Annotated in this window: 20 protein-coding genes; 9 read left to right on the top strand and 11 right to left on the bottom strand. The window is 33.1% G+C overall.

Annotated features, from left to right (window positions below; all coding sequences use genetic code 11):
- Window positions 1-21: 21 nt before the first annotated feature.
- From AD998_03635 to AD998_03655, 5 genes are all read left to right on the top strand, one after another.
- Window positions 22-1,101: a hypothetical protein gene (locus AD998_03635; GenBank protein ID KOY85363.1), complete on the top strand. Its 1,080-nt coding sequence runs from the start codon at window positions 22-24 to the stop codon at window positions 1,099-1,101.
- A 45-nt stretch (window positions 1,102-1,146) separates the two neighbouring features.
- A complete protein-coding gene (locus AD998_03640; GenBank protein ID KOY88038.1) occupies window positions 1,147-2,136 on the top strand; it encodes an isoaspartyl peptidase in 990 nt (329 codons plus the stop codon).
- A 4-nt stretch (window positions 2,137-2,140) separates the two neighbouring features.
- Complete coding sequence (locus AD998_03645; GenBank protein ID KOY88039.1) at window positions 2,141-2,728, top strand: SAM-dependent methyltransferase; 588 nt, start codon at window positions 2,141-2,143, stop codon at window positions 2,726-2,728.
- A 65-nt stretch (window positions 2,729-2,793) separates the two neighbouring features.
- Window positions 2,794-5,139 carry a TonB-dependent receptor gene (locus AD998_03650; protein KOY85364.1) on the top strand — a complete coding sequence of 782 codons (2,346 nt, stop codon included), beginning with the start codon at window positions 2,794-2,796 and terminating at the stop codon, window positions 5,137-5,139.
- Between the two features lie 3 nt (window positions 5,140-5,142).
- Window positions 5,143-5,982 (top strand): hypothetical protein, encoded by an 840-nt coding sequence (locus AD998_03655; protein KOY85365.1) that lies wholly within the window; start codon window positions 5,143-5,145, stop codon window positions 5,980-5,982.
- Here AD998_03655 and AD998_03660 read toward each other — a convergent pair.
- From AD998_03660 to AD998_03670, 3 genes are all read right to left on the bottom strand, one after another.
- Complete coding sequence (locus tag AD998_03660) at window positions 5,972-6,751, bottom strand: iron ABC transporter (protein KOY85366.1); 780 nt, start codon at window positions 6,749-6,751, stop codon at window positions 5,972-5,974. The two genes, AD998_03655 and AD998_03660, sit on opposite strands and share 11 nt — an antisense overlap.
- A 3-nt stretch (window positions 6,752-6,754) precedes the next feature.
- Complete coding sequence (locus AD998_03665) at window positions 6,755-8,602, bottom strand: DNA mismatch repair protein MutL (GenBank protein ID KOY85367.1); 1,848 nt, start codon at window positions 8,600-8,602, stop codon at window positions 6,755-6,757.
- Between the two features lie 132 nt (window positions 8,603-8,734).
- Window positions 8,735-9,553 (bottom strand): short-chain dehydrogenase, encoded by an 819-nt coding sequence (locus AD998_03670; protein ID KOY85368.1) that lies wholly within the window; start codon window positions 9,551-9,553, stop codon window positions 8,735-8,737.
- Window positions 9,554-9,678: 125 nt separating this feature from the next.
- On the opposite strand from AD998_03670, the gene AD998_03675 reads away from it, so the two are divergent.
- A complete protein-coding gene (locus AD998_03675) occupies window positions 9,679-10,242 on the top strand; it encodes a hypothetical protein (GenBank protein ID KOY85369.1) in 564 nt (187 codons plus the stop codon).
- A gap of 33 nt (window positions 10,243-10,275) precedes the next feature.
- On the opposite strand, the gene AD998_03680 is transcribed toward AD998_03675, so the two are convergent.
- On the bottom strand, window positions 10,276-11,424 hold the full coding sequence (locus tag AD998_03680) for an acyl-CoA dehydrogenase (protein ID KOY85370.1): 1,149 nt from the start codon (window positions 11,422-11,424) through the stop codon (window positions 10,276-10,278).
- A 192-nt stretch (window positions 11,425-11,616) separates the two neighbouring features.
- Between AD998_03680 and AD998_03685 the strand changes: the two genes are divergently transcribed.
- A complete protein-coding gene (locus tag AD998_03685) occupies window positions 11,617-12,300 on the top strand; it encodes a hypothetical protein (GenBank protein ID KOY85371.1) in 684 nt (227 codons plus the stop codon).
- A 116-nt stretch (window positions 12,301-12,416) separates the two neighbouring features.
- Window positions 12,417-13,448 (top strand): hypothetical protein, encoded by a 1,032-nt coding sequence (locus AD998_03690; GenBank protein KOY85372.1) that lies wholly within the window; start codon window positions 12,417-12,419, stop codon window positions 13,446-13,448.
- A 3-nt stretch (window positions 13,449-13,451) separates the two neighbouring features.
- Here AD998_03690 and AD998_03695 read toward each other — a convergent pair whose 3' ends face one another.
- The 6 genes from AD998_03695 to AD998_03720 all read right to left on the bottom strand — a co-directional run bounded on the left by AD998_03695 (window position 13,452) and on the right by AD998_03720 (window position 18,753).
- Window positions 13,452-14,948 carry a hypothetical protein gene (locus tag AD998_03695; protein ID KOY85373.1) on the bottom strand — a complete coding sequence of 499 codons (1,497 nt, stop codon included), beginning with the start codon at window positions 14,946-14,948 and terminating at the stop codon, window positions 13,452-13,454.
- Window positions 14,949-15,057: 109 nt separating this feature from the next.
- A complete protein-coding gene (locus AD998_03700; GenBank protein ID KOY85374.1) occupies window positions 15,058-15,909 on the bottom strand; it encodes a hypothetical protein in 852 nt (283 codons plus the stop codon).
- Between the two features lie 28 nt (window positions 15,910-15,937).
- On the bottom strand, window positions 15,938-16,474 hold the full coding sequence (locus AD998_03705; GenBank protein ID KOY85375.1) for a hypothetical protein: 537 nt from the start codon (window positions 16,472-16,474) through the stop codon (window positions 15,938-15,940).
- Between the two features lie 43 nt (window positions 16,475-16,517).
- Window positions 16,518-17,066, bottom strand: coding sequence for a hypothetical protein (locus AD998_03710; GenBank protein KOY85376.1), 549 nt, complete (start codon window positions 17,064-17,066; stop codon window positions 16,518-16,520).
- Between the two features lie 27 nt (window positions 17,067-17,093).
- Window positions 17,094-17,861 carry a hypothetical protein gene (locus AD998_03715; protein ID KOY85377.1) on the bottom strand — a complete coding sequence of 256 codons (768 nt, stop codon included), beginning with the start codon at window positions 17,859-17,861 and terminating at the stop codon, window positions 17,094-17,096.
- A gap of 88 nt (window positions 17,862-17,949) precedes the next feature.
- Complete coding sequence (locus tag AD998_03720) at window positions 17,950-18,753, bottom strand: flagellar motor protein MotA (protein ID KOY85378.1); 804 nt, start codon at window positions 18,751-18,753, stop codon at window positions 17,950-17,952.
- A 212-nt stretch (window positions 18,754-18,965) separates the two neighbouring features.
- Here AD998_03720 and AD998_03725 point away from each other — a divergent pair, with 212 nt between their 5' ends.
- A complete protein-coding gene (locus AD998_03725) occupies window positions 18,966-19,205 on the top strand; it encodes a hypothetical protein (protein KOY85379.1) in 240 nt (79 codons plus the stop codon).
- A gap of 5 nt (window positions 19,206-19,210) precedes the next feature.
- On the opposite strand, the gene AD998_03730 is transcribed toward AD998_03725, so the two are convergent.
- On the bottom strand, window positions 19,211-21,835 hold the full coding sequence (locus AD998_03730; GenBank protein ID KOY85380.1) for a DNA mismatch repair protein MutS: 2,625 nt from the start codon (window positions 21,833-21,835) through the stop codon (window positions 19,211-19,213).
- Window positions 21,836-21,962 lie beyond the last annotated feature (127 nt).

Raw genomic sequence — 21,962 nt, forward strand, 5'->3', positions numbered from 1 at the left:
AACAAATAATTATAGATTGTTTTGGTAAAAGGACGAAAAAGGCTCATAGGGAATAGTATTGTAGCCCTTATAACGCTGATAGCATATTTTTGTACAACCATCTCACCTGCAAATTATGGGTGGGCTGGTTTTTTTGCTTTACTTGTTCCTTTACTCATTATTACCAACTTCATCTTTTTCTTTCATTGGTTTCTAAAAAAATCTCCTAAACTTTTTATATCACTTATTGTTATTCTAATAGGTTTTTCATATTTAAAAAGTTCTATCAATTTTAGTTTTACAAGTTCTAAAGCTAAAAAAAAGGGCTACTTTAGTGTAATGAGCTATAATGTAAAGGTTTTTAATGTTTATAATCACTTACAAGGTAAAGACAGCATCAATGCAAAAAACCTAATTAGACAGGTTGTTGAAGATAGTAGCGATATTAAATGCCTTCAAGAGTTTTTCTGTGAGGATAACTCAAAGGTTTTCAACACAATAGCTCGAATCAATCAAGATAAAAAATATTACTATATCACTACTCCAAAACTAAAAAAACGTCATAATTATTTCGGGTTAGCAATTTTTTCTAAATATCCTATCATCAATTCAGGTGAAATTATATTTCCTAAGAGTAAAAACAAAAGCCATTTTGCAGATATTAAAATTAAGAATGATATTGTAAGGGTTTATAATGTTCATTTTCAATCTATTAGTTTAGATGAAAGCAAAATGTTTGATAACGAAAGCTATGAAGAGTTTAAAGAAACTTATGACAATGTTTTTGAACGAATGAAAAAGGGGTTTCAGAAACGAGCCAAACAAGCAGACTTGTTAATTGAACATATCAAGAAAAGTCCTTATCCTGTTATTGTTTGTGGCGATTTCAACGATACACCTTATAGTTATACTTACACAAGTTTTAAAAATATATTATCAAATGCTTTTGAGAAAGCAGGTAGTGGTTTTGACTTTTCATATAATGGTAAAATGTTTTTTTTAAGAATTGATAATCAGTTTTTTAATGAAAAATTAAAAATTCATTACTTTGAAACAGATAGAAAAATGTCATATTCTGACCATTTCCCACTAAAAGCCATCTATGAAGTGATAAAACCCTAAAACTTACTAAACAACTTAAATAATATGAAAAAAGTATTTGTTTTAATGCTACTCACTTTTTGGAGCGTAGAGATATTTGCTCAACAAAAAGTTCGCCCTGTGATTGTAATTCATGGTGGAGCAGGTACAATTCGTAAATCTGAAATGACACCCGAACAAGAAAAAGCTTATACTCAAGCCCTCGAAGAAGCTCTCAAAATAGGCTATGCAGTACTCGAAAAAGGTGGAACAAGCCTTGAGGCTGTCGAAAAAGCTATTCAAGTTATGGAAGAATCACCTCTTTTCAATGCAGGTAGGGGTTGTGTACTAAACAATCAAGGGCAACCCGAATTAGATGCCTCCATTATGAATGGAAAAACATTGGAAGCTGGTGCTGTGGCAGGTGTAAACAAAATAAAAAGTCCTATCAGTGCAGCCAAAGCTGTGATGCAACAATCTGAACATGTGATGCTTGTGGGTAAAGGAGCAGAAATTTTTGCAAAGTCTAAAGGACTCGAAATGGTTTCGCCAGATTATTTTATTGTTGAAAAAAGAAAAAAACAATTGGATAAGGTAAAGAAGAAGGAAAAAGAAAATAAAGATAAAAATACAAAAAGTGAGTGGGAAGATACCAATCCTGACCGAAAATACGGTACAGTTGGTTGTGTGGCATTAGACCAATATGGAAATATTGCTGCAGGTACATCTACGGGTGGCATGATGAACAAACGTTATGGTAGAGTAGGAGATGCTCCTATCATTGGAGCTGGTACTTATGCCGATAACAATGGTTGTGGCGTTTCAGCAACAGGTCATGGAGAATATTTTATCCGTTCAGTTGTAGCATTTCGTATCAATGCCCTCATGCAAATGAAAGGACTTTCAGTAGAAGAAGCAGCTCAACAAACCATTGATTTTGTTGGGAAATTAGGAGGAATAGGTGGTGTAATTGTCTTAGATGCAAAAGGTAATATTGCTATGCCATTCAATAGCGAAGGAATGTACAGAGGCTATATCAATGCTGATAAAAAAATGGAAACATTGATGTATAAATAAAATGATGGAAAATATTATTTTAGATGGACAATATTGGAGTAACCGATACCTCAGCAACGAAACAGGTTGGGATATAGGTAATTCGGCTACTCCATTAGCCAATTATATCAACCAACTCACAGATAAAAACATCAAAATTTTAATTCCTGGTTGTGGAAATGCTTATGAAGCGGAGTATTTATTAGCTAAAGGTTTTACCAATATTACACTACTTGATATTTCGGAAGTGTTGGTAAAAAACTTACAAGAAAAGTTTAAAGAAAATTCCCATATTAAAATTATTTGTGAGGATTTTTTTGAACATCAAGAAGAGTATGACTTGGTCTTAGAACAAACATTTTTTTGTGCCATCAACCCAACCCTAAGACCCCACTATGCTTTAAAAATGGCTCAAATTCTGAAAAAACAAGGTAAATTAGTAGGCTTATTATTCAATAAAAACTTTGAAATCAACCCTCCATTTGGTGGTAATACACAGGAATATATCTTGTATTTTGAACCTTACTTTGAATTTAAAACCTTTGAAGAATGTTATAATTCTATTCCCCCAAGAGCTAAAAGTGAGCTATTTATAAACTTCATAAAAAAGTAAAATCAAAACTAAAACAAAAAATATATCAGAGCGTTTTTCAGATATAAAAACTATTCCAACCAACTATGAAACTATTTTTTTCAACTATCCTTTTTATCATTTCCTTTTTTCAACTTCAGGCTCAACAAAAATATACCATTAGTGGCTATGTAAAAGACATTGCCAATGGTGAAGACCTCATTGGAGCTTCTGTTTGGGAAAGCAAAACAAAAGTAGGAACTACAACCAATAGCTATGGTTATTTTGCCATCGAAGTACCAGCAACAACAGATACACTAATCTTAAGAGCTTCATATAGTGGATTTTTGGATTATTCTAAAAAAATAGTTTTAGATAAAAATCTGCAAATCAATATTATGATGAGTGTGGATAAAGGACAAGAACAAATTGAAGGAATAGAGGTGATAGATGAAGATAAATTTAAAGATGCTGTGGAAAAAACGCAGATGAGTGTGGATAAACTCGAATACCGAGAAATCAAAACTATTCCTGTTATTTTTGGAGAAACTGATTTAATTAAAGTTTTACAATTAAAACCAGGGGTAAAATCTGGTTCTGAGGCTTCAGCAGGCTTGTATGTACGAGGAGGTGGCCCAGACCAAAATTTAGTTCTTTTAGATGAAGCAACTGTGTATAATGCCTCACATTTGTTTGGTTTCTTTAGTATCTTCAATTCTGATGCCATCAAAAATGTAGAACTCTACAAAGGCGATTTTCCTGCTCAATATGGAGGACGCTTGTCTTCTGTTTTGGACATCAAAATGAAAGAAGGAAATAAAAATAAATTCTCTGGTGCAGGAGGAATTGGACTTATAGCATCAAGACTGACCCTTGAAGGACCTATCCAAAAAGGTAAATCTTCATTCATAGTATCTGGTAGAAGAACTTATTTTGACCTTATCACAAGGCAAATCAATAAAGCCAACGAAGGTAAAAAAGATTACAATCCCATTCCTGATTACTATTTCTATGACTTGAATGTTAAAGCAAACTATGAAATAAGTCCTAAAGATAGACTTTTTGTAAGTGGTTATTTTGGACGAGATGTATTTCAGTTTGCAGGTACAGGAGGTAATTTTAATTTTGATTTTGACTGGGGAAATACCACGGCCACAGCTCGTTGGAATCATGTGTTCAATCCTAAACTATTTTTAAATACAACACTCATTTATTCTGATTATCAGTATAAAATTAGAAATAGATTCAGTTCTTTTATTTTTAATATTGGCTCTGCTGTCAAAGATTATAGTTTTAAAACAGATTTTGATTACTTACATAGTGAAAAACATCATATTCGTTTTGGCTCACAACTCACTCACCATAAATTTGATGTAGCTCGTATCCGATTTGCAAGTGATGATAATCGTGTAAATTTCAATTCTGGTAATGGTTTTGAAGGTACGGAAATGGGTGTGTATGCCAATGATGATATTAAAATTGATGAGCAATGGCGTCTAAACGTAGGTCTCAGAGGTTCAGGATTTTTGGGTAGAAACAAATTTTATACAGGTTTAGAGCCAAGAACAGCTGTTCGATACAAACTCAATGAAAGAACATCTTTGAAGACTAGTTTTTCACAAATGTATCAATATGTACATTTACTTTCTAACTCAGGTGCTACACTACCTACGGATATTTGGTATCCTTCTAATGATGTAGTGCGTCCACAACGCTCAAGACAAGTGGCAGCAGGGATAAGCCATTTATTAAAAGAAAATACGTTTTTATTTACAGCTGAGGCTTATTACAAAACCATGAAAAATCAAATTGATTTTAAAGATGGTGCTCAGTTGTTTGCAAATGATAATCTGGATGCAGAATTTGTATTTGGAAAAGGTTGGAGTTATGGTGTTGAGTTATATATAGAAAAAAAAGCTGGCAAACTAACTGGTTGGGTTGGTTATACACTTTCTTGGACGAAACGTCAATTTGCAGATTCTTCCAATGGCAACGGACCTATCAATTTCGGAAAAGCATTTTATCCTCGTTATGATAGAAGACACGATATTTCTTTGGTACTCATGTATCAACTCAACGACAAATGGACTTTTGCATTCAATTGGGTATTAGGTAATAATAGCTGGGTAACACTCCAACAAGGCAGATTCGGAGTACAAGGTGTCAATGGTTCGGATTTTACTTTAGGAAACGATTTTGGCTTGAGAAATAATTATCAGATGCCTTCTTATCACAGAGCAGACTTCAATATTATTCGCAAATTTAAACCTCGTTGGGGTGAATCTGATTTGACATTCAGTGTTTATAATGTGTATAGTCGTAGAAATGCGTTTATTATTTATTATGAACCTGTCACTGAAGGTGCAGACATCAATTTTACGACTAATTACAGAGCTAGACAATTGGCTTTGTTTCCAATTATTCCAACTCTTACCTACAATTTTAGATTTTAAACTATGAAACGTATATCATTTTTATTTGTAAGCATATTGCTTGTTTTTCTTATGGTAAGTTGTGGTTTAGAAAGAGATATAGACCTCAATTTGCCCAAATATGATAAAAAATTAGTAGTAGAGTGTTATTTGGAGCGTGGTAAACCAATCAGATTGCTTCTTACTGAATCTCAAGAGTTTTTGAGTTCAAGTATATTGCCTCCAGATGTTCCCAACGCTACTGTAAAAATTACCAATGGTAATAAGGTTTATAATATTCCTTATAGACCAGAAGCTGATTCTGCTTTTGGAAAAGTTTATAATTATACAACAGATGAAATCATTCCTACAGAGCCACAAGGAGAGTTTTTCTTAGAAATAAGAGATTCTAAAGGGCGAAAAATTACGGGAAAAACAAGTTTCTTGGAAAAACTTCCTATCAATGAAATTACATGGGAATTTGAAGACAAAGACAAAGAAATTAAAGAAGATTCTGCTGAGGCTCTCGTACTGATGCGTCATCCTATATCACCTTCTGGAGATTTTTATCGTTTTATTATCAATAAAAAGGAAAAAGAAAATTTCAGCAACCAACTGGATTTTATTTATAGAGGCATTACAGCAACCAATGGCGAAATCAGTATTGGTACAGCGTATCGCTTCAAAAATAACGACTCTCTCCAAATTCTATTTTTCCATATCGAAAAGCAATTCTATAACTATATCAGAAGTGTAGAAGATGCCCGAGATGCAGCAGGCAACCCATTCGCTCAACCAGCTCCTATTCTTTCAGGTGTAGAGGGTGGGATAGGAATTTTCACAACTTTACAATCTGATGAAAAATATATAGTGGTTACAAAGTAACTACTAACTCCTTAAAATACTCTACACTTTTCAGCAAACGGCTGCCATACCACGAAAACATTTCCCCATCTACCAACACAATTTTGGAATTGGGGAAAATACTTTGTAATTCTTTGATGCGTTTTTCTTTAAAAGGGTAAGGCTCAGAGGATAAAAATATATATTGAGGGTTCTTTTCTTGAAGCTGTTCCAGTGTAATTTCAGGATAACGTTCTAAATCATTAAATACATTCTGAAAGCCTATTTTCTGTAAAATATGGTCTATAAAGGTATTGGTAGTAGCTATCATCCAAGGCTTCCGCCAAATAAAATAAGCTACTTTTGGGCTGTTTTGTACCAAAGGTAGTTCTTGAAACATAACGGCTATATTTTGAGCCATTTCATTGGCTTTTGTTTGAATATCAAGCACTTTGCCCAATATTCGAATCATGCTCAAAGAGTCTTCCAATGTATAAATATCACTCATCCAAACAGGATACTTTTTTGCCAAAGATTCTATACCTTCCTGATAGTTTTCTTCTTTATTACCAATAATTAAATCAGGTTTTAAAGTTTCAATTATTTCAAAATCAAATTTTTTTGTACCTCCAATTTTAGGAATAAGTTTTACGTCATCTTTTGGGTGAATACAAAACTTCGTTATACCAACAACTTTGGTTTTTAAACTTAAATCGAATAACAATTCTGTTTGTGAAGGGACTAAAGATACAATACGTTGAGGAGTATGAGGCAAAATTACTTCTCTGCCCATTTGGTCAGTAAAAACCATATCTTATTCACTAAAAAACCATTGACCAATCTGAAGCATATCCATGACTACCATAGTAGGGTCTCCATTGGGGCTATAATTGGGATTAGATGAAGAAAAAAGTTGAGCCAAAAGTGTTTGAATTTCTTGAATAGAAAGCCTTGTTCCATAACGCATCGCTGAGCGAGATGCCATCAGTCGAGCAATTTTTTCGTGGCTATGGTTTTTAAGCTCTGAAGTGGAGTTTTTGAGTTGCTCCAAAAAGTTTTCTAAAACTTCTTTTTCTTGTTCATGAGGCATTCCTGAAGGAGAGCCTTTAAGCAAAATACTATTATCCAAAATATCAAATACAAACCCCAAGTTTCTAATTTCAGTTTCTACTTCAGCAAGCAGAGCAAAATCTGCTGGGCTAAACTCTATTTTTACAGGAAACAATAATTGTTGTGAAACTCGTCCATTTCCATGATTTTGCAATAGGTTTAAATATTTATCATACAAAATTCTTTGATGAGCTAAATGTTGGTCTATAATCATCAAACCAGCTTTTACTTGTGTTACGATATAGCGTTGATGAAGTTGGAACGTTTTACCTTCAATACTTTCAGGTTCGTTTTTAGAAATATTTTGAGGTGTTTCTTCTTGAAACAAATGGTTAGATTCTTTCTCAAAGGAAGAAACCGTTTTATTTTGTAAACCTGAAAATATAGTTTCCCAATTGTTTAAATTAGAGCGTTCTCGTGGTGTTTTCTGATAACCTGTATAATTATTTTCTTGAGAAGGCTCAAAGTTTGTTTTGGGTGTAAAAGTAAAAGAATTATATTTCTCCGAAGCAATATCTTCTATTTTAAAATCAAAACTTTTGGATTCAAAATCTAACCCCATGTGATGCGAACCCAAAGCCTTTCTTACAGAAGCATTTACAATAGCATACACACTTTTTTCATCATCAAATTTAATTTCTGTTTTTGTTGGATGCACATTGATATCAATGTGCTGAGGTTCTATTTCCAAAAATATTACATAAAATGGAAAACCATCTTTAGGCAAAACTTCTTGGAAGGCTGTCATGATGGCATGATGCAAATAACCATGTTTGATATAACGATTATTGACAAAGAAAAACTGTTCGCCTCGTGTTTTTTTAGCTGCTTCAGGTTTGCCAATATAGCCTTTTACCTTCACAAGTGGAATCTCTTCTTGACAAGGAATAAGCCATTCTCTATAATTTTTTCCAAAAATATTAATAATTCTTTGGGCTAATTTGCCTTTTGGTAGGTTGTATATTTCTGTTTCGTTATGAAATAAGCTAAAACTTACCTCTGGAAAAGCCAATGCAACCCTTTGAAACTCATCTAAAATGTGTTTCATTTCAATAGGATTGGACTTTAAGAAGTTTCTGCGAGCAGGAACATTAAAAAATAAATTTTTAACAGCAATAGAAGTTCCTTTAGGGCAGGCAATTTTTTCGTTAGATTTTAACTCTGAAGCTTCAATACGAATCTGAATACCTAAGTTATCAACATTTCGGCGTGTCTTTAGCTCAATCTGAGCAACAGCTGCAATAGAAGCAAGAGCTTCACCACGAAAGCCCATGGTCATAATTTTAAATAAATCTTCTTGCTCTTTAATTTTAGAAGTAGCATGACGCTCAAAACTCATCCTTGCATCCGTTTCGGACATTCCTGTCCCATCATCAACTACTTGGATAAGCGTTTTTCCTGAATCTTTTACAATAAGTTGTATGTGGGTAGCCTGAGCATCAATAGCATTTTCAAGCAATTCTTTTACCACAGAAGCAGGGCGTTGCACCACTTCGCCAGCAGCAATCTGGTTTGCCAAGGAATCAGGTAAAAGTCTTATTACATCTATCATAAAGAAGTATAGAGATATTAGTAATGAGTATTAGGTAATTAAAAAGAGTTGTATGGATATACTTAGATAATCTATGAAATTCATGAAGAGTCAAACTTGTTCAATGCTTCATGAAACACTATTCATGACTATTTAATTAACTTTTTTCAAAGGGGAATCGTTCTCTTTAGCCAAACTATTGAACACCAATTTATCAATAACTTTCTTAGGAAGCCATTTGTTCAAAAATACAGTAAGCTTTCCTTGTCCTGTAAGCACCAATTCGGGTTTACGTTTTTTTACAGCGTGTAAAATATGTTTTGCGACTTCTTCTGCACTCATCATTTTTTGTTCATCTCTTGGAGATTCACCTTGTGATGTTCCATCTTTGGAAAGAGCTGTATTTCTAATATTAGAAGAGGTAAAACCAGGAGCGGCTGTAAGTACATGAACACCTTTAGGAATCATTTCTGTACGTAAAGCTTCTAAAAAACCATTCATAGCAAATTTTGAAGCAGAGTAACCACTTCTTGCAGGTAAACCACGATAGCCTGCAATTGAAGAAATCCCTACAATAGAGCCTTTGGTAGCAATAATATGAGGGAGAGCAAATTTAGTAGCATAGACTGTTCCAAAAAAGTTTGTTTCCATCAGTTGTCTAATTACAGAAATTTCACATTCTTCAAAAAGAGCTCGCATAGAAATCCCTGCATTATTGATAAGAACATCAATTCTTCCAAAATTGCGAACAGTATCTGAAATTAGATTAGCATTATCAGCTTCAATATCAGAATTTGCAATAATACCCAAACACTCAATACCTTTTTCAGTCAGATATTTAATGGTCTCTTGTAAAGGTTTTTCTTTTCTTCCTGTAATAACTATTTTAGCTCCTTCTAATCCAAATATTTCTGCACATGCTTTGCCTATTCCCGAAGAGCCACCAGTAATAACTACAACTTTATTTTTCATTATTTTTAATAGTTGAAGGGTGTAAATATTTACAAATATACATAAAAAATAAATTATTTCTCTGAAAAAACAACATTATAATCATAGTTACGTATAGGAACTATTGTTTACTAAAATTTAAAATGATGTACAAAAAAAGCTTAATAACAATTGTTTTTACACTTTTTTCATGGAATGCTTTTGCTCAAGATATGAGCTTGGGTTTGCGATTTGGAGACCCTTTGGCTGTTTCTTTCAAAAAATATTTGAAAGGAGGTAGAAATGCTTTTGAACTGAATGTAGGGAGTTATGGATATATGTATGGCTATGGAAGATATAATAATGGAAGGTATAATGGTAGATATAGATATTATGGAGATTATTATTATAAACAAGGTGGTATAGTAATTATGGGGGATTATCTATGGCAGAAACCTTTTTCTAAAACAAAAGAGCTATCTTGGTATGTTGGATTAGGGGGACAGTTGCGAACATTAAGCTATTTGAAAGATAAAGATAAAGATGGCTTTTATGATGATGATGTTTCAGGCATTGGCATAGGACCTGATGGAGTATTGGGAATAGAATGGATACCCAACGATATTCCAGAAATAGCAGTATTTTTGGATACAAGAATTTATTTAGAAATTATTCCACAACCTTGGGTTATCCCACAAGTAGGAGTAGGCGTTCGTTATAATTTTAAATAACAAAGAAGGCAGGTAATTTACCTGCCTTCTTTGTTATTTTAGGATATTTCTTGAAATTACTAATTTCTGAATTTCGGTAGTACCTTCACCAATGGTACAAAGTTTAGAATCTCTGTAAAATTTCTCCACAGGGAAATCTTTAGTATAACCATAACCACCAAAAATCTGTACAGCTTCATTAGCTATTTTTACACAGGCTTCAGAAGCATAATATTTTGCCATAGCAGAGGCTTGTGTAACAGGTAAACCTTTGTCTTTTAACTCCGCAGAGTGAAAAATCAAAAGTCTAGAAGCTTCTATTTCAGTTGCCATTTCAGCTAATTTAAAAGCAATAGACTGAAATTTAGAAATAGATTGCCCAAATTGTTCACGTTCTTTTGCATATTGTAAAGCTGCTTCATAAGCTCCTACTGCAATACCCAAAGACAATGCAGCAATCGAAATACGACCACCATCTAATATTTTCATGGCTTGATGAAACCCATCACCTATATTACCTAAAATCTGGCTTTTGTGTACACGAACATTATCAAAAACAAGTTCAGTAGTTTCAGAAGCTCTCATACCCAATTTATTTTCCTTCTTACCAGCAGAAAAACCAGGTGTACCTTTTTCAATAATGAATGCTGTGGAATTGTTAGAAGTACGAGGTTCGCCTGTACGAGTCATAACAACAGCAACATTTCCTGTTTTGCCATGTGTAATAAAATTTTTAGAACCGTTGATGATATAATAATCACCATCTTGAACAGCAACTGTACGCATATTGCTTGCATCGGAACCAGTATTGGGTTCAGTAAGCCCCCAAGCTCCAATCCATTCGGCAGTAGCAAGTTTAGGTAAATAGCGTTGCTTTTGTTCTTCATTTCCAAACATTAAGATATGATTGGTACATAAAGAATTATGAGCTGCCATAGAAAGCCCAATAGAAGGGTCTGCTTTGGATAGCTCAACAATAGCTGTTACATATTCTTTGTATCCTAAGCCAGCTCCTTGATATTCTGTGGGTACAAGCATACCCATCAAACCCATTTCACCTAATTTTTTGAATACATCCACAGGAAATTCTTGGCTTTCATCCCAGTCCATTACTTTTGGAAGGATATTGATTTTAGCAAAATCTTTTACAGATTTAGCAATTTCATCTAATAATTCGTTGCGTTCTAAGGTTTCAGCTACCATGACCGTATTTTGAGTTTGTGTTTATGACTACAAAGATAGGAAAATGTTGGAAATATTACATCAATTCTAAAAAAATTACAAAAGTTGTATTTAAGTAACCTCAATGAAGACTTTGTGTTTAAAAGAATTGTTTTTTTCAAAATTTCTCTTAAAATTTACCATTCTTAGTCCAAAAATAAATATTTCAATGTTATGAAAACAATCTGTTTGATTTTATGGGTGAGCTTATCTTTACAAACAGGAATGGCTCAAAAACTGATTATGGATATTTTAGACCCAACAGGTGCAAACCAAAACATGAGTTCTGGGGTAAATAGGTCGGAAATAGTAGGAAGTGTATATCTAACAGACTGGCAAGAAGGGTATCTGATGTATGGACAAACCAAAGAAAAGAAAACAATGCGTTATAATGTATATAAAGATGCATTGCATGTAAAAGATGCTCAAAAGAAAGAGATTATAATACAAGAAGGACAAGTAGAGCGATTTATTATTGTAGATAAAAATGTAGAATATAACTTCAGATGGTTAAATAATATACCTAAAATAAATTATGGGTATGTTCAAATTATTTATGAAAATCAAGTAAAACTCTATTACAGGCATCACAGAAGACAAAAACAATCTGTTTCTGGTACAGAAGGCTATATGCCCAATATAGAAAATGATGTTTTGGTAGAAGATAACTCGTTTGTAATTGTATTACCAAATGGAATAACACATATCACCAAAGCTAAAAAGAAAGATATACTCAATATTTTTCTTGATAAAAAATCAGATTTGGAAGCTTTTATCAAGGCTGAAAAAATTGATACACAAACACTAACAGGTCTGATGAAGGTCATTCAAAAATATGAAGAACTCTTGAAAAAATAGAAAAACTCATAAATTAAAGACTCTATCTAAAAAGAAATCCTTATTTTTGCCTTTTGTATTTTTATGAAACCACTGTGCTATGTGTCTGGCGGACTCATTGCCTATAACTTATTTTGATGATGCGTTTTATAGTTATATTGTTGATATTTTTTTCGTTAGTAAATGTTTATGCCCAAGGACAAGAGCCTAAACACAAAAAAAATAATCTGAAAATTAGAAATAATCCTCCTGTAAAAAAGGATACAACTAAGAAAAAAATAGTAAAACCTGATACAACAAAACAGGAAAAACCTGAAGATACACTGAAAAAAGAAGCTGTACCTTTTGATCCTTTTAGAATCCCTAATTTACCTGCTGAACGGATTGCAGAAATAGATACATCCATCAGTTCAGTTGTACAAGTATCAGAATACTTAAAAATAGATTGTGTTTGGGTAAAAGCTGCTGACTATTATTCTGTTTGGAGTTCTGAGTATATCAATCCTTACAGAAAAAACCCATCTAAAGATACAGTACACTTAATGCTATATGATGAAGTAAGAAGTCAATTATGGGCAAAACCTTTGGACGATATCCTACTTACATCTCATTTTGGACCTCGTTGGGGACGTATGCATCCAGGTATAGATTTGAATCTCAGAATGGGGACACCCATTTATACCATTTTTGATGGTATTGTTAGGATAGCTACAGCTGGAAGTGGTTACGGATATCATGTGGTGGTGCGACACTCCAACGGTTTAGAAACGCTCTACGCTCACATGAGTAAACTAAGCGTACAAGTAGGGCAAGTGGTGAGGGCAGGAGAACTTTTGGGTTTGGGAGGCTCAACAGGGTGGAGCACAGGACCTCACCTGCATTTAGAATTAATGTATGCAGGAAATGTTTTTAACCCCTTATTTGTTTTAGAAGTAAACCCTAAATCTGAAATACCATTTGTACGAACAAAATTCTTTGATTTAACACCTCATCATTTTAGGCATATTGGCACAGTTGTTAAAAAAGATTATTTCCATACTGTAAAAGCAGGAGAAACGCTCAACAGTATAGCTCGAAGATATGGTACAAATGCATTGTATTTGGCTAAAATGAATGGTTTGACTACTAACACAATTTTGAAAGTAGGGCAAAGAATTAAGCTAAAATAATTTTTAGCTTAATCTTATTCCCAGTACTGTAATATCATCCAACTGTTTTTCATCTCCTTCAAGCATCCAATTCTCAATAGTTTGCTTGAGATAATGTTGTTGCTTTTCCATGCTTAAAGGGTGAATTTTTTGTAATAATTCCTTGAAACGTTTGCTACTAAATTTCTTTTTTTCACTTCCTCCAAATTGGTCAGTATAACCATCTGAAGAAAGATAAATAGTTGTAGGTATTGTTAAAGAAATGGAATGTTTTTGAAAACTTTGTTCACTATCATAAGTCTTTAAACCTCCAATAATAATTCTATCACCTTTTATTTGATTAAGAATATCATTCTGCATATATAATAATGAAATACCAGCACCAGCATACTCCAATTTAGCTTCTCCTAAATGCTCTTTATAAGAATCAGGAAAATTATCAACAGTACAAATGGCTACATCCATACCATCCTGATTATTACTTTCCTCTTGACGTAAAGTATGAATAATGCCTTTTCGGAGCTGATACAATATTTTATCTGGTTCTGTAATATTCCTTGATTTAATAATATCATTTAAAATTTCATTACCTATCATACTCATCAGAGCACCAGGGATGCCATGTCCTGTACAATCAACAGCAGCGATAATAATCTTATAGTTTTTAGAGGTAAACCAATAAAAATCTCCACTAACAATATCTCGTGGCTTATAAAGTACAAAGCTTTCTGGAAAAAAGCTTTTAATAGTTTCTATTTCAGGGAGAATAGCATGTTGTATTCTTTTCGCATAATTAATACTTGATGTGATTTCTTGATTAGTTCTTTCAATAATGAAATTCTTATTTTCTAAAATTTTATTCTGCTCATCAATATGGTCTCTCTGAGATACGATTTCCTCATTTTGTTGCTTAATTTCTTCATTCATCACAAGCAATTCTTCTTTTTGCTCTTTGAGTTCAATATTTTGCTCTTCTAACTGCTTTTTTACTTTGAGTATCGAAACTCCTCTATGAAAGGATATAAAGGCGACATAATGTGTTGCAGCAAATAAATAGATAACAGATGGAATAAATGCCCAAACATTGTCTGCTGACATCAACATGATTTTTTGTGGCAATGGAAAAAATACCAAAATAATCAGATTTGCCAAGAGCCACAAACCCCAAGCTCTTACAAAAGCTTTAATTCCTCCAACTGAATAAGCTGTTGCTGAATTAGCCAATAAAAAAGGTAAAGCACTCATTAAATTAAAATCCAACAAGTAGCCTATCCAACCTATCCAAAATAAATCAATGCCCAATACCCAAAACTCTGCTTCTCGGTGGTCTTTGGCTTTGTTACTAAGAATAAGAGCCATATGAGGATATACAAGAAAAATACCAATAATTACCCATGCTGTTGTAGAAATTGAATTCCAAATGTAATATTGGTGAAAAATAATACTCAGTATGGCAAGTAAATAACCTATAATCCGAACAGGATAAATAGCTTTGTTGATGTTAGAACGTTTTTGAGACATAGGTTCAATTAATTAGGCTTATAAGTTATAGAAAATCTTTTGGGCTACAAAAAAAACATAAAAAAACCTGCTAAACTTGTTTAGCAGGTTAAGTATTGAGTTTAAGACTCTATTTATCCAATTTGAAAGATACTGGAATAGACTTTCTTACTTTTACGGGTTTTCCTTGAGCATTTTTGGCTGGAGCCCATCTGGTACTCATTTGTTTCAAAGCTTTTACGGCTTCATCACCACAACCATCTCCAATATCTCTTAAAACTTTGATGTCTGTAAGAGAACCATCTCTATCAATAGTGAATTGAACTACAACATTACCTTGAGTTTCTTTTCTTTTTGCTAAAGAAGGATAGCTTATTTTCTTTTGCAATTCTTTTCTGAATGCATTGATACCACCTTCGTATTCAGCATTTTGAGCAACCTCAAACTCTTGGAAAGTTTTGTTTTCATCTTCGCCTGTTCCCGCTTCTTTGTTTTCTCCAGGTTTTTCAACTTTGATAACTTCCTCTGGTTTCTCAGGAGAAGCTTCACCTTCTTTGGTTTCTGTTGAAACAGCAGTTTCTTTTTCTTCTATTTCTTTGTTTTCAACAATAGGTTTATCTACTTTCTCTTCTTTAATTTCGATAACTGTGAATTTAGTTTGGTCAACTTCGGGAGGGGGAGGAACTTCAATGACTACTTCAGCCTTTTTTTGCTCTTCTTTAGGTTCTTCTGGAGGAAGTTCTAAAAGTGCTTCTTGTATTTCGTCTTCTGGATTGGTTTTAGCAATTTTTTCTTCATTATTTTTTTCAATAAGCCTTTTAATAATAGGATAAGAAAAAATCAAGCTACTAGATATAATAACAGCAATCAATACAAAAGTAACGATACGAGTATATTTTCTACGAAGTACGTATGCTCCGTATTCTTGGTTTCTACCCTCGAATCCTTCGTGGGCAGTGTAACAAAAACCTTGTAAGTCCATAATTTTTTTTTGAGTTATAGTGTGAAATTTATTTAGATGCTTGTAAATTATGAGCTTCGATAAGCTGAATTTCCTCTTTCGTTATATCTTGTATGCCATATCGAGAAACTCCCACAATATTCATTTCATCTAAAATATCCACTACATTTTTGAATGAAGCATCGTCTTTAAATTTAACTACTACTGTAAACTGCTTATAGCAATCTTCTTTTACTAAAGTTTCTTTTTTCTTCTGAATTAAAAATTCTCTTATCTTTTCTGGGCTTGCATCCAACGTTTGGAGGCTTGCCTTACTTACATTCGCCGACTGATACCAATACAATTTGTCATTTTTACCACCTAAAAGAACTAAAGTACAATCATCATCACCTCCTTGTGAGGATTCCTTATTAGGCATAATGACCTGCATAATTTTAGGCGTATTGAAAGTAGTGGTCAGCATAAAGAATGTAATCAATAAGAATGCCAAATCTACCATTGGTGTCATATCTACTTTTGTAGATACTTTCTTAGAAGCTCTCTTTTTGCTTCCTTCTTGTTGATTTGATGAATTAATTTCAGCCATAGTTATATAATTTAGAGTGAAAGAAACTTAATCAAAAAGAAAATTACTTCTTTGCAGCAACACCTTTATAAGCATCAATCAATTTTATGTCGTTGTCTTCCAAATCTTGGATACCATAACGAGAAACCTGCACAATAGACATCTCATCAAGTAAATCTACCATATTTTTATAAGAAGCTTTATCCTTGAATTTTAAAACGACAGTAAACTGATTGTTACAACTACCATAACTAACAGCTTCTCTCTTCTTTTTCATCAAAAACTCTCTAATCGCACTGCTACTATAAGGTAATTGCTGTAACTCTGGGTCTTGCCCCTTAATTACCTGATACCAATAAAGTGTATTTTTTTCATCACCTAACAAAATTACAGAACATCTGCCTTCAGCCTCATCTCTTTTCTTAGGGTCTTTCTCTGTTTTATCAGGCATCAGTACCTGCATAATTTTGGGGGTATTGAAGGTGGTGGTAAGCATAAAGAAAGTAATCAATAAGAATGCCAAATCTACCATTGGCGTCATATCTACTTTGGTTGAGACTTTCTTTGGACCTTTTTTCTTACCACCACCCGATGAGGTGTCTATATCTGCCATTGTTTTACAATATTTTTGAGTTTAAAACTATTTTTTAGTTTCTTCTTTTTTTGTTTCACCACCAGCACCACCATCTTTTAGGTTTGTTATCAAATGCACACGATAAACTTTACGCTCTTGTAATACATCTAAAACTTTTTTTACGACAGCATAATCAGCTTTTCCATCACCAAACAAAACTACTTTCAAATTATTGTTTTGTTCTTTTTCCCAAAAGTCTTTGTCTTCTTTGCTCATTCCTGCTGATGAAGTCTTAGCTACAATTTGTTTTTGTTTTTCTGTCATATTCCCTCTTCTTTCGATACGCTCTTTTTCATAAACCTTATTAGCATATAAAATCCAGGTACCTAATTGGTTATTTGCAGAATCTAATGGAATACCTATTCTTGCATTCAATTTTTTGTAAGCTTCAGGGGTAAGGGCTTTGTTTTTAAGAACTTTGGGTAAATCTTGAATAGAAACGCCAAAATTTTCTCTTCCTTCAAACTCTTTGAAATCAGCTTCATCAAATTTGCCAAGCAATTGATAGTGTTGAGCTACAAAATTAAGCAGTTCTCTTCTTTTTTTTGCTTCTTTGATACCAAAGAAAACAGTTCCTTTTGTATCAACAGTAATTTTTACTACTTTTTCGGTTTCCTCTTTGTTGGATGTAGATGAGGGGGCATCTACTTCTATGGGCGATTCGGGCTTAAACTGTGCTGTAAGAATAAAGAAAGTCAGCAACAAGAATGCCATATCACACATAGCAGTCATATCCAACGTGGGGTTTTTTCTGGGTATTTTAATTTTTCCCATATTATATTAAAATGATGAGTTTTGGATAGAATGACTTTAATATAATCTTTGCCTTTATGTATTAAAAAGCAAAGATTATACCATAAAACTATTTTACTTGAGCATTAAAGTTCTGTAAAATACTGTAACTTACTTCATCAATATTATAAGTAAGCTCATCAATTTTGCTTGTGAAATAGTTGTAAGCAATGATAGCAACAGCAGAAGTACCAATACCAATAGCTGTGTTAATCAAGGCTTCAGAAATACCAACTGCAAGGTTTGCAGCAGCAGCAGCACCACCACCACTCATAGAAGAGAACGCCTTAATCATACCCAATACAGTACCTAAAAGACCAATTAGTGTTGCAACAGATGCAAGAGTAGCTATAATTGTTAAGTTTTTCTCTAACATAGGAAGCTCTAAAGCAGTAGCATCCTCTTGTTCTTTAGTAATAGCAGCTACTTTTTGCTCTTTATCTTTGGTGTTGTCTGTAAGCATTTCTTTGTATTTCTCTAAAACAGAACGAACAACATTGCCGATAGAACCTTTTTGCTTATCACAAGCTTCCAAAGCTCCATTTACATCATTTTCAGCCAAAAGACCTTTAACTTTATAAACAAAATTAGTGATAGAACCTGAACCAGATGCCATCATGATAGTAATAAATCTTTCAATAGAGAATGTAATTACAATAAATAAACAAGTCATTAGCACTGGCACAACCATACCACCTAAATAAATAGTACCGAACATATTTTTAGGGTGAGGGGCTCCATCTTTCATTTCAAAGTTACCTGGGTCACCAAGAAAATACTTGTAAATAAGTACTGCGACTATAAACAGTACCAAAATTGCTAAGCCTGCGAAAATGTTTTGAAAAGTACTGGGTTTTTTCTTCATTGTACTCATAAAAATTTTTATTTAATGTTGGGTTTAGTAACTATTGGGTGCAAAACTAATAACTTTTAGCTTTTTACCAAGTAAGGTTTCGCAAATATGGAAAAATATGTTTCTAAATTTACACAAATTGATAAAAAAAATTTTTTTATTTGGTGTTATACCACAAAAACAAACAATATTTTTGAAATGTTATTTATTTATTAAAAAATTAATACCTAAAAATGAAGGTGATTAGAAATATTCCACACGAATCTTTTGATATAACGCTATTTTGGTGGAATCAGAAGTATATTTTAAAGTTTGAGAAGCACCATTTGGAGCAAACTTATAAAATAAGTGAATTGGATTTTTTGGAACAAGAAGTAGAAGCCCTCATCACAAATGAAGGCTTTATGAAAAATGTACTCAAACGTTTTGAAGAAATGTATCAGGATTTGTATAAATCTTTGGACGAATCTTAAGAATACTATGAAATCATCTTTCTGAGTTCATTGAGTTTAATCAAGGCTTCGATAGGTGTAAGGGTATTCACATCTATTTGTTTCAGATGCTTTTTTAGTTTTTCAAGCTCTGGATTATATGATTCAAAAAGAGTAAGTTGTCCAACTTGTTGTGTGTTTTTAGGCATTTCTTTTACCTTTTCACCCAATTCTTCATGGATTTTTTCTTTTTCTAAATGACTTAAAACTTCATTGGCTCTCTGGACAATGGTTGAAGGCATACCAGCCATCTGTGCAACATGTATCCCAAAGCTGTGTTCACTACCTCCTGGTTGTAATTTACGTAAGAAAATAATTTTATTATTTTCTTCTTGAACAGAAACATTATAATTTTTGACTCTTTCTAAATCATACTCTAATTGATTAAGCTCATGATAATGTGTCGCAAATAAGGTTTTTGCTTTTGACTTAGGATGATTGTGTAAAAATTCCAAAATACTCCATGCAATCGAAATTCCATCATAAGTACTTGTACCTCTGCCTATTTCATCCATCAGCACCAAACTTTTTCCACTCAAATTGTTCATGATACTGGCTGTTTCAGTCATCTCTACCATAAAAGTAGATTCCCCTTTGGCAATATTATCAGATGCCCCAACTCGTGTAAAAATCTTATCTACAATACCAATAGTAGCTTTTTCGGCAGGAACAAAACAGCCAATTTGAGTCATTAAAACAATGAGAGCTGTTTGGCGTAATAAAGCAGATTTACCAGCCATGTTAGGTCCTGTAATGATAATAATTTGCTGATTATGAGTATCTAAAAATACATCGTTAGGGATATAGCTTTCTCCAATAGGCAACTGTTGCTCTATTACAGGATGCCTGCCAGCTTTGATGTCCAAAATATCAGAATCATTAATTTCTGGTCTAGCATAATTAAATTTATGACTAATTTTTGCAAAAGATACCAACACATCCAAACCTGCTAATACTTTTGCATTTTGTTGAGCAATAGCAATTTGTGTAGCACAAAAATCAACAAGCTCTTGAAACAAAAGCTGTTCTATACCAAAAATTTTTTCTTCTGCAGTTAAGATTTTTTCCTCATAAATTTTGACTTCTTCTGTAATATACCTTTCAGCGTTGGTAAGTGTTTGTTTGCGAGTCCAATCACTCGGAACTTTGTGTTTGTTGGCATTAGAAACCTCCAAGTAATAACCAAAAACTTTGTTAAATTGTATTTTAAGGCTATTGATGCCTGTTCTTTCAATTTCTCTTTCTGTGATTTTTTCTAAATATTCTTTACCTGAATTAAGTAGTTCATGAAGTTCGTCTAATTCTTTGTTGATACCTCTCTGAATCATTTTCCCTTGATTAGAAGTAAGAGGAGCATCATCTTTGAGTGTAGAATGAATTTTATTTACTACAAGCTCACTATCTTGTAAATTCTGAATAAATTTCAGTAGAATATTTTGAGTTTTTTGAGGCAGATTTGAAAGCATGCTGTTTAGCTCTTTTCTAATGGGCTCTACCTGAGCAAGAGCTTTTTTAAAAAGAACCAATTCTTTAGGACTAATACGTTTTGAAGCAATTTTAGATACCATACGTTCCAAATCTCCTATTGTTCCTAAAATCTCTCGAATCAACTCCAAAGGTTCAATATTTGCAACAAAAGCTTCAACCAAATCTAATCTTTCTTCTATTTTATTGATTTCTTTGAGGGGCAATGCTATCCAGCGTCTGAGCAAACGTCCACCCATAGGTGTTTGAGTTTGATCTAAAATATCTACTAATGGAACGCCTTTTTCTTGTTGTGGGAAAAGAAGCTCTAAATTTCTGATAGTAAATTTATCTAACCACACATAACGTTCTTCTTCGAGGCGTGTAAGCTGCGAAATATGGCTAACCTGATGATGTTCTGTTTCTGTAAGATAATGTAAAACAACTCCTGCTGAGATAATTCCCATAGGCAAATGCTCTACTCCAAAACCTTTAGTACTTTGTGTTTTAAAGTGTTCTTTTATTTTGTTTTCTGCAAAATCTGTTTGAAAAACCCAATCATCTACAAAAAAAGTGTTAAAATCCTCACCAAATAATTCTTTGAAAAGTAGTTTTTGAGGTTTAGGAAATAAAATTTCGGAAGGATGTAAGCTTTGCAAAAGTTTATCAGCATACTCTTTAGAACCCTGCGAAACCATAAATTCACCCGTTGAAATATCTAAAAATGCTAATCCAAAAATATCTTTGTAAGGTGTAATAGCACAGAGATAATTATTTCTTTTGACTTCAAGAACAGCATCGTTGAAAGAAACACCAGGTGTAACAAGCTCTGTTACACCTCTTTTTACTAAGCCTTTGGCTAATTTGGGGTCTTCAAGTTGGTCGCAAATAGCGACTCTTTCGCCTGCTTTTACAAGTTTGGGTAAGTAAGTATCTAAGGAATGATGTGGAAAACCTGCTAATTCTGTTTCGCTTGTACCTCCATTATTTCGTTTAGTAAGAACTATTCCTAATATTTTACTGGCTTTTACAGCATCTTCTCCAAAAGTTTCATAAAAATCGCCTACTCTAAACAACAACAATGCTCCTGGGTATTTCTTTTTGAACAAATTATATTGTTTCATCAAAGGAGTTTCTTTTTCCTTCATAACACTTTACTATTGAATTAATGAAATAGGATAAAACAGCAATGCAATTTATCAAAAATTATGCAAAATCTTTTTTATAATTCTAAATTTTTTTAGACCTTTGCACTCCAAAAAATAAATTTTTTTC

The organism is bacterium 336/3 (assembly GCA_001281695.1).
GTDB lineage: Bacteria > Bacteroidota > Bacteroidia > Cytophagales > Thermonemataceae > Raineya.

What these genes read in the sequence shown, in the direction of transcription:
- AD998_03640 (KOY88038.1), top strand. Translation starts at nt 1,147, where the DNA reads ATGCTACTCACTTTTTGGAGCGTAGAGATATTTGCTCAACAAAAAGTT.
- AD998_03645 (KOY88039.1), top strand. Translation starts at nt 2,141, where the DNA reads ATGGAAAATATTATTTTAGATGGACAATATTGGAGTAACCGATACCTC.
- AD998_03650 (KOY85364.1), top strand. Translation starts at nt 2,794, where the DNA reads ATGAAACTATTTTTTTCAACTATCCTTTTTATCATTTCCTTTTTTCAA.
- AD998_03655 (KOY85365.1), top strand. Translation starts at nt 5,143, where the DNA reads ATGAAACGTATATCATTTTTATTTGTAAGCATATTGCTTGTTTTTCTT.
- AD998_03660 (KOY85366.1), bottom strand. Translation starts at nt 6,751, where the DNA reads ATGGTTTTTACTGACCAAATGGGCAGAGAAGTAATTTTGCCTCATACT.
- AD998_03665 (KOY85367.1), bottom strand. Translation starts at nt 8,602, where the DNA reads ATGATAGATGTAATAAGACTTTTACCTGATTCCTTGGCAAACCAGATT.
- AD998_03670 (KOY85368.1), bottom strand. Translation starts at nt 9,553, where the DNA reads ATGAAAAATAAAGTTGTAGTTATTACTGGTGGCTCTTCGGGAATAGGC.
- AD998_03675 (KOY85369.1), top strand. Translation starts at nt 9,679, where the DNA reads ATGTACAAAAAAAGCTTAATAACAATTGTTTTTACACTTTTTTCATGG.
- AD998_03680 (KOY85370.1), bottom strand. Translation starts at nt 11,424, where the DNA reads ATGGTAGCTGAAACCTTAGAACGCAACGAATTATTAGATGAAATTGCT.
- AD998_03685 (KOY85371.1), top strand. Translation starts at nt 11,617, where the DNA reads ATGAAAACAATCTGTTTGATTTTATGGGTGAGCTTATCTTTACAAACA.
- AD998_03690 (KOY85372.1), top strand. Translation starts at nt 12,417, where the DNA reads ATGATGCGTTTTATAGTTATATTGTTGATATTTTTTTCGTTAGTAAAT.
- AD998_03695 (KOY85373.1), bottom strand. Translation starts at nt 14,948, where the DNA reads ATGTCTCAAAAACGTTCTAACATCAACAAAGCTATTTATCCTGTTCGG.
- AD998_03700 (KOY85374.1), bottom strand. Translation starts at nt 15,909, where the DNA reads ATGGACTTACAAGGTTTTTGTTACACTGCCCACGAAGGATTCGAGGGT.
- AD998_03705 (KOY85375.1), bottom strand. Translation starts at nt 16,474, where the DNA reads ATGGCTGAAATTAATTCATCAAATCAACAAGAAGGAAGCAAAAAGAGA.
- AD998_03710 (KOY85376.1), bottom strand. Translation starts at nt 17,066, where the DNA reads ATGGCAGATATAGACACCTCATCGGGTGGTGGTAAGAAAAAAGGTCCA.
- AD998_03715 (KOY85377.1), bottom strand. Translation starts at nt 17,861, where the DNA reads ATGGGAAAAATTAAAATACCCAGAAAAAACCCCACGTTGGATATGACT.
- AD998_03720 (KOY85378.1), bottom strand. Translation starts at nt 18,753, where the DNA reads ATGAGTACAATGAAGAAAAAACCCAGTACTTTTCAAAACATTTTCGCA.
- AD998_03725 (KOY85379.1), top strand. Translation starts at nt 18,966, where the DNA reads ATGAAGGTGATTAGAAATATTCCACACGAATCTTTTGATATAACGCTA.
- AD998_03730 (KOY85380.1), bottom strand. Translation starts at nt 21,835, where the DNA reads ATGAAGGAAAAAGAAACTCCTTTGATGAAACAATATAATTTGTTCAAA.